The organism is Curtobacterium sp. L3-7 (assembly GCF_048756585.1).
In the GTDB taxonomy this organism is placed as follows: Bacteria; Actinomycetota; Actinomycetes; order Actinomycetales; family Microbacteriaceae; genus Curtobacterium.
Map to the genome: position 1 here is coordinate 3,422,717 of NZ_CP151474.1, position 14,679 is coordinate 3,437,395.

14 protein-coding genes are annotated in these 14,679 nt (G+C 70.5%); 4 read left to right on the forward strand and 10 right to left on the reverse strand.

Going from position 1 to position 14,679, the window contains the following annotated elements; all coding sequences use genetic code 11:
• Positions 1-26: 26 nt before the first annotated feature.
• A complete protein-coding gene (locus AAEP80_RS16470; protein ID WP_420366884.1) occupies positions 27-956 on the forward strand; it encodes an NADP-dependent oxidoreductase in 930 nt (309 codons plus the stop codon).
• 70 nt (positions 957-1,026) lie between these two features.
• Here AAEP80_RS16470 and sufU read toward each other — a convergent pair whose 3' ends face one another.
• The 4 genes from sufU to AAEP80_RS16490 form a co-directional block, all read right to left on the reverse strand.
• Entirely contained in the window at positions 1,027-1,476 is a 450-nt protein-coding gene (gene sufU / locus AAEP80_RS16475; RefSeq protein ID WP_420365164.1) for a Fe-S cluster assembly sulfur transfer protein SufU, read from the reverse strand.
• Positions 1,473-2,807, reverse strand: coding sequence for an aminotransferase class V-fold PLP-dependent enzyme (locus AAEP80_RS16480; protein WP_420365165.1), 1,335 nt, complete (start codon positions 2,805-2,807; stop codon positions 1,473-1,475). The genes sufU and AAEP80_RS16480 overlap by 4 nt, the downstream gene beginning before the upstream one ends.
• Positions 2,808-2,903: 96 nt before the next feature.
• The gene (locus AAEP80_RS16485; protein ID WP_413601362.1) at positions 2,904-3,116 is read right to left on the reverse strand and encodes an antitoxin; all 213 of its coding nucleotides are present in this window, start codon (positions 3,114-3,116) and stop codon (positions 2,904-2,906) included.
• A 242-nt stretch (positions 3,117-3,358) separates the two neighbouring features.
• On the reverse strand, positions 3,359-4,642 hold the full coding sequence (locus AAEP80_RS16490; RefSeq protein ID WP_420365166.1) for a chloride channel protein: 1,284 nt from the start codon (positions 4,640-4,642) through the stop codon (positions 3,359-3,361).
• Between the two features lie 55 nt (positions 4,643-4,697).
• Here AAEP80_RS16490 and AAEP80_RS16495 point away from each other — a divergent pair, with 55 nt between their 5' ends.
• Positions 4,698-5,108 carry an ASCH domain-containing protein gene (locus tag AAEP80_RS16495; protein WP_420365167.1) on the forward strand — a complete coding sequence of 137 codons (411 nt, stop codon included), beginning with the start codon at positions 4,698-4,700 and terminating at the stop codon, positions 5,106-5,108.
• A 3-nt stretch (positions 5,109-5,111) separates the two neighbouring features.
• Here the strand turns inward: AAEP80_RS16495 and AAEP80_RS16500 are convergent, their stop codons facing one another.
• Positions 5,112-5,519, reverse strand: a complete 408-nt coding sequence (locus AAEP80_RS16500) for a zf-TFIIB domain-containing protein (protein WP_420365168.1) — start codon at positions 5,517-5,519, stop codon at positions 5,112-5,114.
• Between the two features lie 151 nt (positions 5,520-5,670).
• On the opposite strand from AAEP80_RS16500, the gene AAEP80_RS16505 reads away from it, so the two are divergent.
• Positions 5,671-6,837 (forward strand): ROK family protein, encoded by a 1,167-nt coding sequence (locus AAEP80_RS16505; protein ID WP_420365169.1) that lies wholly within the window; start codon positions 5,671-5,673, stop codon positions 6,835-6,837.
• A 94-nt stretch (positions 6,838-6,931) separates the two neighbouring features.
• On the opposite strand, the gene AAEP80_RS16510 is transcribed toward AAEP80_RS16505, so the two are convergent.
• The 5 genes from AAEP80_RS16510 to AAEP80_RS16530 form a co-directional block, all read right to left on the reverse strand.
• On the reverse strand, positions 6,932-8,311 hold the full coding sequence (locus AAEP80_RS16510) for an ABC transporter substrate-binding protein (RefSeq protein ID WP_420365170.1): 1,380 nt from the start codon (positions 8,309-8,311) through the stop codon (positions 6,932-6,934).
• 9 nt (positions 8,312-8,320) lie between these two features.
• Entirely contained in the window at positions 8,321-9,274 is a 954-nt protein-coding gene (locus tag AAEP80_RS16515) for a carbohydrate ABC transporter permease (RefSeq protein WP_281265289.1), read from the reverse strand.
• A gap of 23 nt (positions 9,275-9,297) precedes the next feature.
• Complete coding sequence (locus AAEP80_RS16520; RefSeq protein WP_420365171.1) at positions 9,298-10,269, reverse strand: carbohydrate ABC transporter permease; 972 nt, start codon at positions 10,267-10,269, stop codon at positions 9,298-9,300.
• 161 nt (positions 10,270-10,430) lie between these two features.
• Positions 10,431-12,644, reverse strand: coding sequence for an alpha-galactosidase (locus tag AAEP80_RS16525; RefSeq protein ID WP_420365172.1), 2,214 nt, complete (start codon positions 12,642-12,644; stop codon positions 10,431-10,433).
• A 53-nt stretch (positions 12,645-12,697) separates the two neighbouring features.
• Positions 12,698-13,681 carry a magnesium and cobalt transport protein CorA gene (locus AAEP80_RS16530; protein WP_413601355.1) on the reverse strand — a complete coding sequence of 328 codons (984 nt, stop codon included), beginning with the start codon at positions 13,679-13,681 and terminating at the stop codon, positions 12,698-12,700.
• Between the two features lie 106 nt (positions 13,682-13,787).
• Here AAEP80_RS16530 and AAEP80_RS16535 point away from each other — a divergent pair, with 106 nt between their 5' ends.
• Positions 13,788-14,582 carry a TspO/MBR family protein gene (locus tag AAEP80_RS16535; protein WP_420365173.1) on the forward strand — a complete coding sequence of 265 codons (795 nt, stop codon included), beginning with the start codon at positions 13,788-13,790 and terminating at the stop codon, positions 14,580-14,582.
• Positions 14,583-14,679 lie beyond the last annotated feature (97 nt).

Below are 14,679 nucleotides of genomic sequence, written 5' to 3' on the forward strand. Positions count from 1 at the left end.
CGAAGCACATGACGAAAGGCACGATCATGCAGGCAGTCCAGTTCTCCGAGGTCGGCGGGCCCGAGGTCCTCCGGTACGGCGAGGTCGAGCAGCCCACCCCCGCCGCCGGGCAGGTGCGCGTGCGGGTCGCGGCATCCGCGTACAACGCAGCCGACAACGGCATGCGGGCCGGGTTCCTCCCCATCCCGATCCAGCTCCCGCACATCCCCGGGTACGACGTCTCCGGGACCGTCGACGCACTCGGTGACGGAGTGACCGGACTGGCCGTCGGCGACGCGGTCATCGGGTTCCTCCCGATGGAGGCCGACGGCGGAGCAGCGGAGTACGTCGTCGCTCCGGCGGAGTCATGGGTGCCAGCACCGACGAGCATCCCCCTGGCCGACGCAGCCGCGCTGCCGTCCGTGGCACTCACCGCGTGGCAGGCGCTCTTCGACGACGGCCAGCTCACCGCCGGGCAGCGACTGCTGATCGTCGGCGCCGGCGGCGTCGTCGGCAAGTACGCGATCCAGCTCGCGAAGCGCGCCGGCGTCCACGTCATCGCGACCGCGAGCCCGCGCAGCGCCGACGACGTCCGGGCAGCCGGAGCCGATCAGGTCGTCAACCACACCGAGGCCGACGTCCTCGGCGCACTCGACGGGCAGGTGGACGTCCTGCTGAACCTCGCGCCCCTCGATCCGGAGCAGTTCGCGGCTGACGTCGCAGCGGTCCACGACGGTGGCATCGTCGTGAGCACGACCGCGTTCATCGCCACGCCGGGTGACGAGTCCCGTGGCGTGCGCGCCGCGACCGTCTTCGTCCAACCGAACCGGGAGCGGCTGGCCGAACTGGTGACCCTCGTCGACCAGGGTGCGCTGACCGTCGAGGTCACACGGCGCATCGCGCTCGCCGAGCTGCCGGCGCTCCACGCCGAGGGCGCGGCCGGCCGGATCGCCGGCAAGGTGATCGTCCTGTCGTGACGCGACCGATGATGCGGACTGGAGGCTCGTGGCGGCCCCGCCACGAGCCTCCAGTCCGATCTCTGGTGGACTACCGGGCCGCGGTCGCCTCGCGCGCGGCGGCTTCCGCCGCAACCCAGGCGAGCATGCCGCACTTCACGCGCATGACGAACTTCGAGACACCGTGGAAGGCGATCAGGTCCTCGAGGACGTCCTCGTCGGGCTTGCCGGCGCCACGGGAGCGCATCATCGTCCGGAACTCCTCGGTGAGCGCGAGGAACTCCGGGACGGTCCGGCCGACGGCCATGTCCGTGAGCACCGAAGCCGAGGCCATCGAGATCGAGCAGCCGTCGCCCTGCCATCCGAGTCCGGCGATCCGGTCGGACCCCGGTTCGAGCCGCACGCTGACGGTGATCTCGTCGCCGCACGTCGGGTTCCGCTCGAAGTGCGACGCGTCGGCGTCCGGCAGTTCGCCATCGCCGTGCCGGGCCTTCGCGTGGTCGAGGATGACCTGCTGGTACAGGGAGTCGAGGGTGTTCACGCGTCCACCCCCGCTGCTCCGAAGTACCCACGGATCTCGCTGACGGCCTGGACGAAGCGGTCCACGTCCTCGTCGGTCGTGTAGACGTAGGTGCTCGCGCGGCTCGTCGCGGTGAGCCCGAGTCGACGGTGCAGGGGCTGCGCGCAGTGGTGCCCCGAACGGACGGCGATGCCCTGCGCGTCGAGGTACTGCGCGACGTCGTGCGCGTGCACCCCGTCGACGTCGAACGACACGAGCCCGGAGCGCGGCACACCGGCAGCGGGGCCGACGACCGAGATCCCGGGGACGGCGGCGAGGCCGTCGAGCATGCGCTGGGCGAGGTGCTCCTCGTGCGCGCGGACCTGCTCCATGCCGATCGCCTGCAGGTAGCGGACGGCCTCGGCGAGTGCGACGGCCTGCGACACGGGCTGGGTCCCGGCCTCGAACCGCTCGGGGGCCGGCATGAAGTCGGTGTGTTCCATCGTCACCGTGGTGATCATCGAGCCACCGGTGCGGAACGGCGGGAGCGCGTCGAGCAGCTCACCGCGTCCCCAGAGCACGCCGATGCCGTTCGGGCCGAGCATCTTGTGGCCGGAGAAGGCCGCGAAGTCGACGTCGAGCGCCTGCACGTCGAGGGGACGGTGCGGCGCGGACTGGCAGGCGTCCAGGACGACGAGCGCGCCGTGGGCGTGTGCCGCCTCGACGACCTCGGCGACGGGGGCGATCATGCCGGTGACGTTCGACACGTGCGCGAACGCGACGACCTTCGTGTGCTCGGTGATCAGCGCGAGCGCGTCGGCAGCGGTCCAGCACCCCTGGTCGTCGACGGGCACCCAGCGCAGGGTCGCTCCGGTCGCGAGGGCGGTCTCCTGCCACGGGACGAGGTTCGCGTGGTGCTCGGCCTCGGTCACGAGGATCTCGTCGCCGGGACCGATCCGGAAGCGCTCGGCGTCCGCTCCCCCGCGTCCGCGGCTGGCGTTCGCGATGCCGTACGCGACGAGGTTGAGCGCGTCGGTGGCGTTCGACGTCCAGACGATCTCACTCGGGCTCGCGGCGCCCACGAACCCGGCGACCGTCGCGCGGGCGTCCTCGTACGCATCGGTGCTCAGCGCGGCGAGGGTGTGCGCCCCGCGGTGCACGGCGGCGTTGTCGTGTTCGAGGAACCGCCGCTCGGCGTCGAGCACCTGTCGTGGCCGTTCCGCGGTGGCCCCGGAGTCGAGGTACGCCAGTGGCCTCCCGTTCACCTGCTGCTGCAGGATCGGGAAGTCGGCCTTGATCCGCTCGACCTGGTCGTCGGTGAGCGGCTGGTTCGGTGCCACGATCGTCACTGCGCTTGATCCTCCTGCTGTCATCGGGGACAACCGCTCCATCGTCCTCGTTGTTCCGCCAGGAGTCCAGCCGGACGGCCCAGGGCCGTTCGCCGCAGGGCCGTCCGACCGTGGTTCGCGCTACTCGTTGCCGACGTGCTTGTCGGCGGTGTCGCGCGCGCCGTCGATCTTGTCGTCGTACTTGCCGCCGGTGGCCTTCTTCACGGCGTCGGCGACACCGTCGAGGATCTTGTCGCTGATCCCTTCGGCCTGCTCGCTCTTCAGGGCGTCCTGGACCTTGTTGTCCTTGAGGAAGTCCTGCGCCTTCTTCGTGATGTCGTCGAACCCGGCCATCGTCTGCTCCTGACGTTCGGCGCGGAGCCGTGCGCCCCGCGTGTTGCCGCCGATGGTATGCCGATGCTGCGGGAGCCGTCCGGCAGAGCGACAGTCTGCAGCGCCGGCATGCGGTCTCTTCCGGCAAAGCGACAGTTTCCCGGCGGGACTCGGCAGCAGCCTGTCGCTTTCGCGGAGACAAGCCGGCGGAGACAAGCCGGCGGAGACAAGCGGGCGGAGACAAGCGGGCGCGGACGTACCGGTCAGGTCATCTGGGCGCTGCGGCGGCGGGCGAGCACGTAGCCGACGGCGACCGAACCCGACACGGCGAGCAACGAGGGGATGAGGATGTCGGTCCCCTGCTGGGTGAACTCGACGACGAGCACGAGTGCGGTGAACGGCGCCCGCATGGTCGTCGCGAGGAACGCGGCCGCACCGATGAACGCGAACGACACCAGGTTCGGGCCGTCCGCCGGCCACATCAGCATCCACGCGCCGCCGAGAAAGCCACCGAACGCGGAGCCGATCGCGATGGACGGGGTCAGCGTGCCGCCGACGGCACCGGCACCGATCGTCGCCGAGGTGGTGATCGTGCGGATGATGCCGAGGACGAGGAGGCCGACGATCGGGGCCATCCCGAGCATCGTGGCGCTGTTCATCGACGTGTTCATCGCGTCGAGCCCGAGCGCGCGGCCGTTGCCGAGGATCTCGGGGAACGGGATGGCGATGAGACCGACCATGGCGAAGACGAGCGGCAGCATCACGAGGAGGTGCCAGCCCTTCGGAGCGAGGCCCTGCAGTCGGTTCGTGAGCTTCACGAACCCGACACCGGCGAAGCCGAGCACCGGTCCGACGATCACGGCCCACACGAGCAGCGACGGCGTGAGGTGCGTCGTGGGCACGTGGTAGAGCACCTCGTCCGGGATGGCGAGCCGGGCGACGAAGGCCGCGATGGCACTCGTCGCGAACGCCGGCAGCGCGGTGGCGAACGTCAGCTCGCCGAGCAGGACCTCCACCGCGAAGAGCGCACCGCCGAGCGGGACGTCGTAGACGGCGGCGAGACCGGCCGCGGCGCCGCAGGCGACGAGGATCTTGGTCTCCCGCCTCGTCAAGCCGGCCCTGGCGGTGATGAGCTGGGACAGCCACGCGCCGATCTCCCGCGGTGCGACCTCCTTGCCGATGGAGGCACCCAGTCCGACCGCGAGGATCTGGATGCCGGCGTTGCCGACCGTGGCGAGGGACGGCATCCGCTTGCCACCGACGGCGGCGGGGACGGACACGACGGGTCGACCCCAGCGGCGGATCGCCCACCAGGCGACGCCCGTCAGCACACCCGCGGCGACGAGCGCCAGGAAGCGGTTCAGGCCCGACGGAGCGTCCGCGGCCTCGAGGTGGCCGCCGAACGGGTACCCGAACGCGACGAACTGGATGAGCTGCAGGGCGAGCCAGACCGCGATGCCGGCGATCCCGCCCGCGACGCCGACGAGCCCGGTGACGACGACGAGTTTCATCACCCACGCGGGTGTCGTGTGGGCGGTGTGCGACATGTCGGAAACCCTATCGGCCACCCGGACCTGCCCTCGGCCACGCTACGGTGACCTGGTGTTCCCCCGCATCGACGTCCCCGGCCTCGGCGAACTCCGCGGCCTCGAGCTCGGCGACCCTGGGCCGCTCCGCCAGCGGTTGACATCGCTGGTCGCCGACGGCACCAAGACGGCCACTGCCGGACGGCTCTCCGAGTACGACGACGAGGGCGAGGAGCTCGAACACGTCGGCGAGCGCTTGGTCCTGCTCGACGACGACGATCGCCCGATGGGGACGGTCGTCATCACGGCGGTCGAGATCGTGCCGTTCACCGAGGTGCCGTGGGCGTTCGCGGACGCCGAGGGCGAGGGCTTCACCGACATCGAGGACTGGCGGACACAGCACCGCCGCTTCTGGCTGCGGACCGAGGGCGTGGTCGTCCCCGACGACGAGCCGATCGTGCTGATCTGGCTCCGCTACGAGCCCTGACGCTCAGTCGAAGAGCTCGCTGAGCCAGTTCCCGCGGCGCTTCTTGCCGTACTGCTGCTGCCCGTATCCCGGCTGCTGCCCGTACCTGGGCTGCCCGTACTGGCCGTAGCCACCTCGGCGGCCCTTGTCCCACGACCCGGGCGACCCGGGCGAACCCGGCGACGCGTACCCGTTCCGCGGCACCGCCATCCCGGGCGCGTACCCGGGGACGGAACCGTAGGCGGGGGCAGCGGGCACACCGGGGACCGCCTGCGGACCAGGAGCTGCCGACGAACCAGGCGCGGCCCGGTCGATGATCTTGTCGAGCTCGCCGCGGTCGAGCCACACGCCGCGGCACTCCGGGCAGTAGTCGATCTCGATGCCGGACCGCTCCGACATCACGAGGGTGGCCTGGTCGTTGGGGCACTGCATGAGGAGGTCCTTCCGATCGGCGCACGATGCGCACTGCGCCCGATCCTGTCGGCCCCGTGTGTGCCATCAGTGCCAAGCCCCTGGAGGACCCCTGTGGATCACCGGAGTGTCCGCCGTCCGACACCCGTCGCCCGCGCCCTAGGCTGACGACGTGACCGAGACCCGAGGCACAGCGGAGCACGGCTGGGAGCCGCTCGTCGGCAGTGCGCAGTCCGTCGTCCTCGAGGTGCTCCGGGCCGGCCCCCGCCCGCGCACCGAGCTCGCCGAACGCCTCGGCCTGTCCGGCCCGAGCCTGTCGCGCATCACGAGGCCGCTGCTCGAGGCCGGGATCCTCGTCGAACGTGACGGGGTGCAGCAGACCACGACCGGTCGCCCGTCGATCCCGCTCGACATCGACGCGGACGCACACCACTTCGTCGGCGTGAAGCTCACCGGGGACAGCCTGTTCGCCGTCTCCACCGACCACCGCGGCCGGGTGCTGACGGAGCGCGAGGAGCCACTGACGGACACGGACGTACCCGCCGTGGTCGCCCGGATCGCGGAGGTCGTCGCCGCGATCACGGCCGCGGACGACCGCGTCCGCGGGGTCTGTGTCGCGCTCGGCGGCGCGACGATCGACCGGCGCGAGGTCCGTCGCGCGCCGTTCCTCGGCTGGGAGGACGTCCCGCTCGCCTCGCTGCTCGGCGCGGCGACCGGGCTGCCGTGCTCGGTCGAGAACGACGTGCGGGCACTCACGCACGCCGAGCACTGGTTCGGCGAGGGCCGCGACCACCGCTCCTTCGCGCTCCTGACGATCGGCGCCGGCATCGGGCTCGGCCTGGTCGTCGCCGGCACGGTGCTCTCCGGCGCGCACTCGACCGCCGGCAGCATCGGGCACCAGCGGCTCGGCGGTGCGGTGAGCACGTCCGACCTCCGATGTGAGTTCGGCCACCGCGGGTGCGCCCGCGCCGTGCTCAGCGCGCGGGCGATCTCGCTCGCGGGCACCGAGGCACTCGGCCGTCCGGTGTCCGCGGCCGAACTCCTCGACGCGGCTCGGGGCGGCGACCACGCTGCGCGCGCCGTCGTCGACACGGCTGCCGAGGCCCTCGGGCTCCTCGTCGCGGACGTCGTGAACGTCGTCGATCCCGAGGTCGTCCTGCTCTCCGGCGAACTCGTCGGGGTCGCCGAGGTCGGCCGGACAGCGCTCGACCGCTCGGTCGAGGCCGCTCGGCACTGGTCCACGCCGACCCCGACGGTGATCGCGCAGCCGTTCCGGTTCAACGAGTGGGCCCGCGGAGCAGCCGCGGTGGCCATCCAGATGCACGCCCTGGGCGCCTGACCCGGACGGCGCCGCCGCCGCGGGGCGCTCAGACGGGAGGCCCGGTGCCAGCTGGCACCGAGCCTCCCGTCCGGTACGGAACGCGATGGGCGCGTCAGGTGAGCTGCAGGAGCGTGTTCACCTGGTCGTTCACCGCGGTCAGCGTGCTGACCGGCTTGCCGTTCGCGTAGATGTCGTCGAACGCCGGCTGCACGAGCGCCTGCACGTCTGCCGGGTTCCGCGTGACGGGGAACAGGAAGGTGGTCTTGTCCTCCACCTGCCGGGTGAACGCCGACACGTCGAGCCCGCGCTTCTCGAACGCGGCGACGGCGGCGTCGGTGCCCTCCGGGCGGGCCGGGAACACGATGCCGGCACGACCGACGATCTGCTGCGCCGTGGAACCACCGAGGAACGCGACCCACTTCGCCGCTGCCTCCGGGTTCTTCGCCTGCTTCGTGATCGAGTCGCCGAGTCCGTTGAACATCGACGCGCGGTGCCCGACCGGTCCGACCGGCGTCGGCGCGATGCCGATGTCGAGCCCCGGCAGGTTGGCGTAGGTGCCGATCATCCACGAGCCGTTGAACGACAGCGCGACCTTCTTCGCGCCCAGCTGCACGTCCGGACCGGTGGTCGTGGAGAAGACGCCGTACTTCGGCATGTAGCCCTTCTCGGCGAGGCCGTAGTACCAGGACATCGTCTTCTGGAAGCCGGCGTCGTCGTACCGGAACCGGTTCCCCCACGGGTTCTTGTTCGTGTAGAACCAGTCGGTCGACCCGGTGAACGGCGACCACTGCGTCTGCCCGAACCCGTCGCCGCCGCTGCCGTTCGCGCTGATGCCGTAGACCGCGACGTCGTTCTTGTCGAAGCCGGACTCGTCGCCGCGCCTGCCCTTCCCGTCGACGGTCAGGTGGGCGACCATCTTCTCGAAGGAGCCGCCGTCGTCGGGGTTCCACTCGAGCGACGCCAGCTGCTCGGGGGTGACCCCGGCCTTCGTCATCGCCTTCTTGTCGTAGAACATCGCGATGGTGTCCCAGTCCTTCGGGGACCCGTAGCGGTGACCGTCCTGCCCCTTCCAGAGCTGGGCGAGGCCGGACTGGTAGTCGGCGTCCTCGATGGAGGCGGTGGCCTCGAGTTCGTCGAGCTCGTAGAGCACGTCGAGGTCGGAGTACTGCGGGAACTTCGTCAGGTGGTCGGTGAACACGTCCGGCGCGGTCCCGGCGATGAACCCGGCGGTGAGCTTCGTCCAGTAGTCGTTCCAACCGAGCTGGGTGATCTTGATCGTGATGCCGGGGTTCTGCTGTTCGAAGGCCTTCGCGACGGCCTGGTAGGCGGGCAGCTGGTTCGAGTCCCACAGCCAGTAGGACACGGTGCCGGTGGCGCCGCCGGTCGCTCGGCCCGACGAGCGGCCGGGCGACGAGCACGCGGCGAGCGCACCGAGGGCGAGGGCTGATGCTCCGCCGGCGAAGAGCGCGCGGCGGGTGATGGGGTTCGTCATGAGCTGGACCTACTTGATGCCGGAGAAGCCGATGGAGTTGACGATGCGCTTGGCGAAGAGGCCGAACAGCACGATCATCGGGAGCGCCGCGACGAGGGTCGCGGCCATGAGTCCTGCCCAGTCGGTGCCGGACTGCGGCGACTGGGACTTGAAGACGCCGAGCGCCACCGTGAGCACCCGCGAGCTGTCGGTGTACGACACCATGAGCGGCCAGAAGTAGTCGTTCCACGCGGTGATGTACGTCAGGACGGCGAGCGTCGCGATCGGTGCGGCGGCCATCGGCAGGATGAGCCGGAAGAACACCCGGACCTTTCCGGCGCCGTCGATGAGCGCCGCCTCCTCGACCTCGCGGGAGATGCCGAGGAAGAACTGGCGCAGGAAGAACACCGCGAACGGGGTCATCAGCATCGACGGCAGCGAGATCCCGAGCAGGGTGTCGACGAGGCCGAGCGACTTGATCAGGGCGAAGTTCGGCAGCAGCGTGAAGATCGTCGGGACCATGAGCCCGGCGAGGAACACCGCGAACACCTTGTCGCGTCCCGGCCAGCGCAGCCGGGCGAAGGCGTAGGCGGCGCCGGCGGAGAAGAACACCTGGCCCACGGTGATCATCGTCGCGGTGATCACCGAGTTGAGCAGGTACTGCCAGAAGTTGATCGCCGCACCGGAGCCGCCCTGTGCGAGCGCCTCCTTCGTGGACTGCAGGCCGAACACCCGCTCGAACCCGCCGAGGCTGAACCCGGTCGGCAGCAGCGAGGTGGGGTCGGCGGAGATCGCACCGTTCGACGACAACGCCGTCCGGAGGATCCAGTAGAAGGGGAACAGGGTCACGACGATCACGGCGATCATCGCGATCCAGGCGAACACGCGGCCGACGGACGGCTTCGGTCGCTGGGGCTTCGCGCCTCGCGTGGTGACGGCGCGGGTGGTCGTGGGCTCGACCACCGGTGGCAGGGTGCTGGTCATCGTCGACGCTCTCCTGATCCGGGTCAGTCCAGGTCGCTCTCGCCGGAGCGCGAGAGTCGGTACTGGATGAAGGTGATGATGCTGAGGACGACGAGGAGGGCCACCGAGACGGCGGACGCGTACCCGAACTGGAACCGGCCGAACGCCAGGTTGTAGATGTAGTTCTGCACGACGTTCGTGGCGTTCGCCGGGCCGCCCTGGGTCGTCACCGCGACGGTGTCGAACACCTGGAACGACCCGATGATCGTGATGATGAGCACGAGCGACAGGATCGGCCGGAGGAGCGGCACGGTGATGCGCCAGAAAATCTTCCACTCGCTCGCCCCGTCGATGCGGCCGGCCTCGTAGACCTGCTCAGGCAGCGCCTGGAGGCCCGCGAAGATCAGGAGCGCCGTGTAGCCGACGTTCCGCCAGACGTTGATGAACGCGATCGTCGGGATGCCCCAGAAGTCGCTCTGCAGGAACGGGATACGGCCGACGCCGAGTGCGGACAGGACCTCGTTGCCGATGCCGAGCTGCGTGTCGAGGATCCAGAGCCAGATGAGCGCTGCGACGACGTTCGACACCAGGTAGGGCGCGAGCACGATCCCGCGGACGAACGTGGACTTGGTCAGGCGGTGCATCATCACGGCGATGAAGAGCGCCAGGACCGTCTGGAACCCGATGTTCAGCAGCACGTACTCGACCGTGACGGCCATCGAGTGCCAGAAGATCGAGTCCTGCACGAGCCGCTCGTAGTTCTGCAGGCCGGTGAACACCGGCGGGGTGAGCAGGTTGTACGAGGTGAAGCTCAGGTAGATCCCGCGGATGGTCGGCCAGAGCAGGAACACGGCGAACCCGATCGCCGCGGGGGCGATGAAGACGAGGGCGAGCCAGAGGTCGTTCCTGGGGCGACGTCGGCGCGGTGCTGCGGTCCTGGATCCGGCCGCCTCCGCGGCTCGGGCGGGCCGGCCCCGCCGGACGGCTGGCGCCGTCAGGGGTGTTTCGGTGGCCATCGTGACTCCTTCGTCAACGCGGTTCCGTCCGGGTGGCAGTCCCGGATCGGGTTTAGTGTCGCTGCAAAAGAAAGCGGTTGTCAAGGGCTTTGTGCACACATGACGGACAGGAGGCCCGTGGTGACGTCACCACGAGCCTCCCGTCCGTCAGGAACGCGCGATCAGAGCGCGGTGAGCCGGAACGGGACGACCCGCTCCGCGGAGGTGGACGGGGCTTCCAGCCCCACCGTCTCGAGGACCCGTCCGGTGAAGACGCGCTCCCCCTCCCACCAGACGGGTGCGCGGACGCCGTCGGCGCCGCTGCCGATGAGCACCGGGTCGACGCGGTAGCGGGTGTCCGGGTCGAGGTCGCGGAAGGTGATGCGTCCTCGGAGGCTGACCTCGGGTGCCGTGAGCGACGCCAGGAAGAACATCGCCTGCTTCCGGTCGGGTGCGACCGTGCCGTAGACGTTCAGGGAGTCGTCGACCTGGTCGACGCGCACCAGGTCGCCGCCGTGCAGGAGCGCGCGGGTGTCCTTGTAGAGGGCGATCCACTCGGCGAGGTCGCGTTCCTCGGCCTCGGTCGCCTTCGACAGGTCCCACTCGATGCCGAGGTGCCCGAAGAGCGCCGTCCCCGCGCGGAACGACAGGTCGTGCCAGCGCCCCGTCGTGTGGTTCACGCCACTGGCGATGTGCGAGCCGAGCAGCTCCGGCGGCAGGAGCTGCATCGTCCAGCGGTTCATCTGCTGGCGCTCGAGCGGGTCGATGCAGTCCGAGACCCAGACGCGGTCGGTGCGCTCGATGACCCCCAGGTCCACGCGGGCCCCGCCGGACGAGCACGACTCGATCTCGAACCCGGGGAACCGGTCCTTGAGCGCGGCCATCAGCCGGTACGCGGCGAGGGTCTGCTCGTGCACCGCCGCGCCGCCGTCACGGTACCCCGCCTCCACCAGGTCGCGGTTGTGGTCCCACTTGACGTAGTCGACCCGGTACTCGTCGATGATCGCCGTCATCCGGTCGAGCACGTACTCGTACGCCTCGGGGATCGCGAGGTTCAGGACCTGCTGGTGCCGGGACCGGATCGGCAGGCGACCGTCGGCCTGCATGATCCACTCCGGGTGTGCACGGGCGAGGTCGCTGTCCTCGTTGATCATCTCGGGCTCGAACCACAGGCCGAACTGCATGCCGGCGGCCCGCACGTGGTCGACGAGCGGGGTCAGACCGTCGGGCCACACGTCGTCGTCGACGAACCAGTCCCCGAGTCCCGCGAAGTCGTTGCGGCGGTGCCGGAACCAGCCGTCGTCGAGGACGAAGCGCTCGACGCCGAGCCGGGCGGAGCGGTCCGCGAGGTCCTTGAGACGCGCGAGATCGTGGTCGAAGTAGACCGCCTCCCACACGTTGATCGTCATCGGGCGGGGGCTCGTCGGGTGCTGCGGGCGGCTCCGCAGGTGGTCGTGGAACCGGCGGGCCTGGGCGTCGAGGCCGTCCGCGTAGGCGCCGTAGACCCACGGGCCCTGGTACGTCTCGCCTGTGCCGAGGCGGACCTCGCCCGGCAGCAGCAGCTCGCCGCCGCCGATGACCTGCTTGCCGTTGAACAGGCGCTCGGCGTGGTGGCGGTGGTTGCCGCTCCACGCGGTGTGGACGCCCCAGACCTCGCCGCGGGCGAAGCCGAACCCGGGGACGCCGACGCTCAGGACCGTCGCGGCGTCGGCGCCGGTACGGCCCTTGCGCCCCTCGCGCTCGTGGATGCCGACGACGAGTTCGCTGCGCTGCGGGGTGCGCTCCTTGCCCCAGCGGCCGGCGAAGTCCAGGATCTCGCGGGCCCTGGTCGGGATCGGCAGGGCGACCGTGACGTCGTCCACGGTGTACGGGCGTTCGTCGTCGGTCGCGTCGCCGGTGTTCGTGACTGCTGCGCGGGTGCGGATCAGTCCGGTTGCGAGGAGCTCGATCTCGAGGCGGACGGCGAGGCCGGCGTGCCCGTCAGCGGCCTCGACGACGACCAGGGCCGGGCCGGCGTCGATGCGCGCGGGCTCGTCGTCCGTGCTGGGTGCGCTCCCGTGCGCCGCGCTCGGCGCGGTCTCGTGGGCTTCGCCGATCACGTCGATGCTCGTCGTCGTGAACTTCGGCGACCAGTCGTGGCCGTCCCGGTGACCGCTGATGCCGGGCTTGCCCGACCACCCGGCGTGCGGTTCCGGCAGGATCGCCAGTCGGATCGGCTCGTCGACGGCGTTCGACACGACCGGCTCCCGCCCGGCCAGCACGAGTGCCTGGAGGTCAGCGGTGGACTGTTCCCCGAGGGCCGCACCCCAGTGCACCACCGACGGCAGGCGCCCCTCGGTGCAGTCGAGCACGAGGGAGACCCCGGCGGTGGACAGGTGGACGAGGGAGTGCGTCATCGAAGCTCCAGGTCTGCGTTACTTTTGTCCTGCAAGTATGTCAGAGGGACTCGTCAGAACCAGCGCTTCACCTTGAAGACGACGAAGAGGATCGCGGCGAAGGCCACCATCGCGATGATCGACAGCGGGTACCCCCACGTCCACGAGAGCTCGGGCATGTGGGTGAAGTTCATGCCGTAGATGGCCGCGATGAGGGTCGGCGCGAAGAGGATGGCCGCCCAGCCGGAGATCTTCTTCGTGTCGTCGTTCTGCTTCTGCGCCGCCAGGGTCGCGTCGACCGTCAGCGCGTTCTGCAGGAGCTGCCGGAAGGTGTCGATGCGCTCGATGGTCCGGATGGCGTGGTCGAGGACGTCGCGGAAGCGTCGCTGCATCTCGACCGGCAGGTGGTACTTCTCGGCGCCGCGGTGGATGTTCTCGATCATGTGGACCAGCGGACGCGCTGCCCGCTGGAAGTCGACCACCTCGCCGAAGAGCTCGTAGATGCGTCGGGAGACCCCGGGGACACCGGCGAAGAGCTGGTCCTCGATCTGGTTGATGTCCTCCTCGAGCCCGTCGATCACCGGGATGTAGTCGTCCACGATCGAGTCCATCAGCGCCCAGAGCTGTGCCTGCGGTCCCGCCGTCACGAGTCCGGGCTTGCCGCTCATCCGCTGCAGCGCCCGCGGCACGACGTTCCGGCCACGCGGATCGGCCTTCACGACGGCCAGGAAGAACTGCTCGCCGACGAACGCGTGCACCTCGCCGAACTCGACCTCCTCCAGCTGGTCGTTGTACAGCGCTGGCTTCAGCACCGCGAAGAGGGTCGAGCCGTACCGCTCGAGCTTCGGCCGCTGGTGCCCCTCGGCGGAGTCCTCCACCGCGAGCTCGTGCAGACCGAGCGCCACCGCGACGTCCCCGAGCTCCTCGGCGTCGGGTTGGTACAGGACGATGCAGGCGCTGGCGTCCTGGTCCTCCATCATGCGGAAGGAGTCGTCGAGCGTCGGACTCGCGATCGGTGCGATGCGGTCGATGTAGGCGGTGTTGAGCTCGACGGTCACGTGCCCAACCTACGCACGTCCCCCATCCGCTGAACGGCGCCTGCGCACCGTGGCGTGGCGACCGCCTACCGTGCAGATCATCAGCATGCTGACGAAGGGATGAGTCATGCGGTGGTTCCGGAAGATCGTGATCGCGGCGAGCGCCGTCGTCGCCGTGGTCGGCTCGTTCATCGGGTCGGGCGCTGCAGGTGGCACGCCGATCCAGGACGCCGCGGGCGGGGCGTTGTCGGCCTCGTCGACGACCATCGCGCCGGCCGGGCCCGCGTTCGGCATCTGGAGCGTCATCTACGTGGGGCTCATCGCCTTCGCCGTCTGGCAGTTCCTGCCCCGCCGTGGCGACGAGGCCCGGCACGACCGCATCGCCGTGCCCGCGACGCTGTCCCTGCTGCTCAACGCCGCCTGGATCCTGTCCGTGCAGTTCGGGCTGCTCTGGCTGAGCGAGCCGATCATCGTCGCCCTGCTCGCGGTGCTCGCGTGGACGTTCGTGATCCTGCGACGCACGCGGCCGTCCGGCACGGTGGAGGCGATCGTCACCGACGGCACGTTCGGGCTCTACCTCGGCTGGGTGTGCGTCGCGACGGCGGCGAACACGGCAGCGGTGCTGACGGCCGCCGGCTTCCGGGGCTTCGGGCTGTCGCAGGACGTCTGGGGGGTCGTCGTGGCACTCGTCGCCGGGGCGGTCGGGGTCCTGCTGGCCGTGAGCGGCAGCGGGCGCCTCGCTCCGACGGTCTCGCTGGGGTGGGGCCTGGCGTGGGTCGCGGTCGCACGACTCGACGGCCCGCTGGTGTCGGTGCCCACGGCGGTCGCTGCGCTCCTCGCCGTCGTCGTCGCCGTGGTGGTCACCCTCGCCGTGCGGACCCGCGCGGGCTGGTCCGCCGCCCGGTCCGCGCGCGCCGCGTAGCCCGTGCCCTCCGTCGTGCTGCTGGCGACATCGTGCCGCCAGGCCGCCCGCTCCCTACCGCGAAAGCGACAGTTCCCCGCCGGAGTTCGGCGGGGAA

Excerpts from the sequence above, each read along its gene's own strand:
- AAEP80_RS16520 (WP_420365171.1), bottom strand. The coding sequence starts at position 10,269 with ATGGCCACCGAAACACCCCTGACGGCGCCAGCCGTCCGGCGGGGCCGG.
- AAEP80_RS16525 (WP_420365172.1), bottom strand. The coding sequence starts at position 12,644 with ATGACGCACTCCCTCGTCCACCTGTCCACCGCCGGGGTCTCCCTCGTG.
- AAEP80_RS16470 (WP_420366884.1), top strand. The coding sequence starts at position 27 with ATGCAGGCAGTCCAGTTCTCCGAGGTCGGCGGGCCCGAGGTCCTCCGG.
- AAEP80_RS16485 (WP_413601362.1), bottom strand. The coding sequence starts at position 3,116 with ATGGCCGGGTTCGACGACATCACGAAGAAGGCGCAGGACTTCCTCAAG.
- AAEP80_RS16490 (WP_420365166.1), bottom strand. The coding sequence starts at position 4,642 with ATGTCGCACACCGCCCACACGACACCCGCGTGGGTGATGAAACTCGTC.
- AAEP80_RS16500 (WP_420365168.1), bottom strand. The coding sequence starts at position 5,519 with ATGCAGTGCCCCAACGACCAGGCCACCCTCGTGATGTCGGAGCGGTCC.
- AAEP80_RS16515 (WP_281265289.1), bottom strand. The coding sequence starts at position 9,274 with ATGACCAGCACCCTGCCACCGGTGGTCGAGCCCACGACCACCCGCGCC.
- AAEP80_RS16510 (WP_420365170.1), bottom strand. The coding sequence starts at position 8,311 with ATGACGAACCCCATCACCCGCCGCGCGCTCTTCGCCGGCGGAGCATCA.
- AAEP80_RS16480 (WP_420365165.1), bottom strand. The coding sequence starts at position 2,807 with ATGACAGCAGGAGGATCAAGCGCAGTGACGATCGTGGCACCGAACCAG.
- AAEP80_RS16535 (WP_420365173.1), top strand. The coding sequence starts at position 13,788 with ATGCGGTGGTTCCGGAAGATCGTGATCGCGGCGAGCGCCGTCGTCGCC.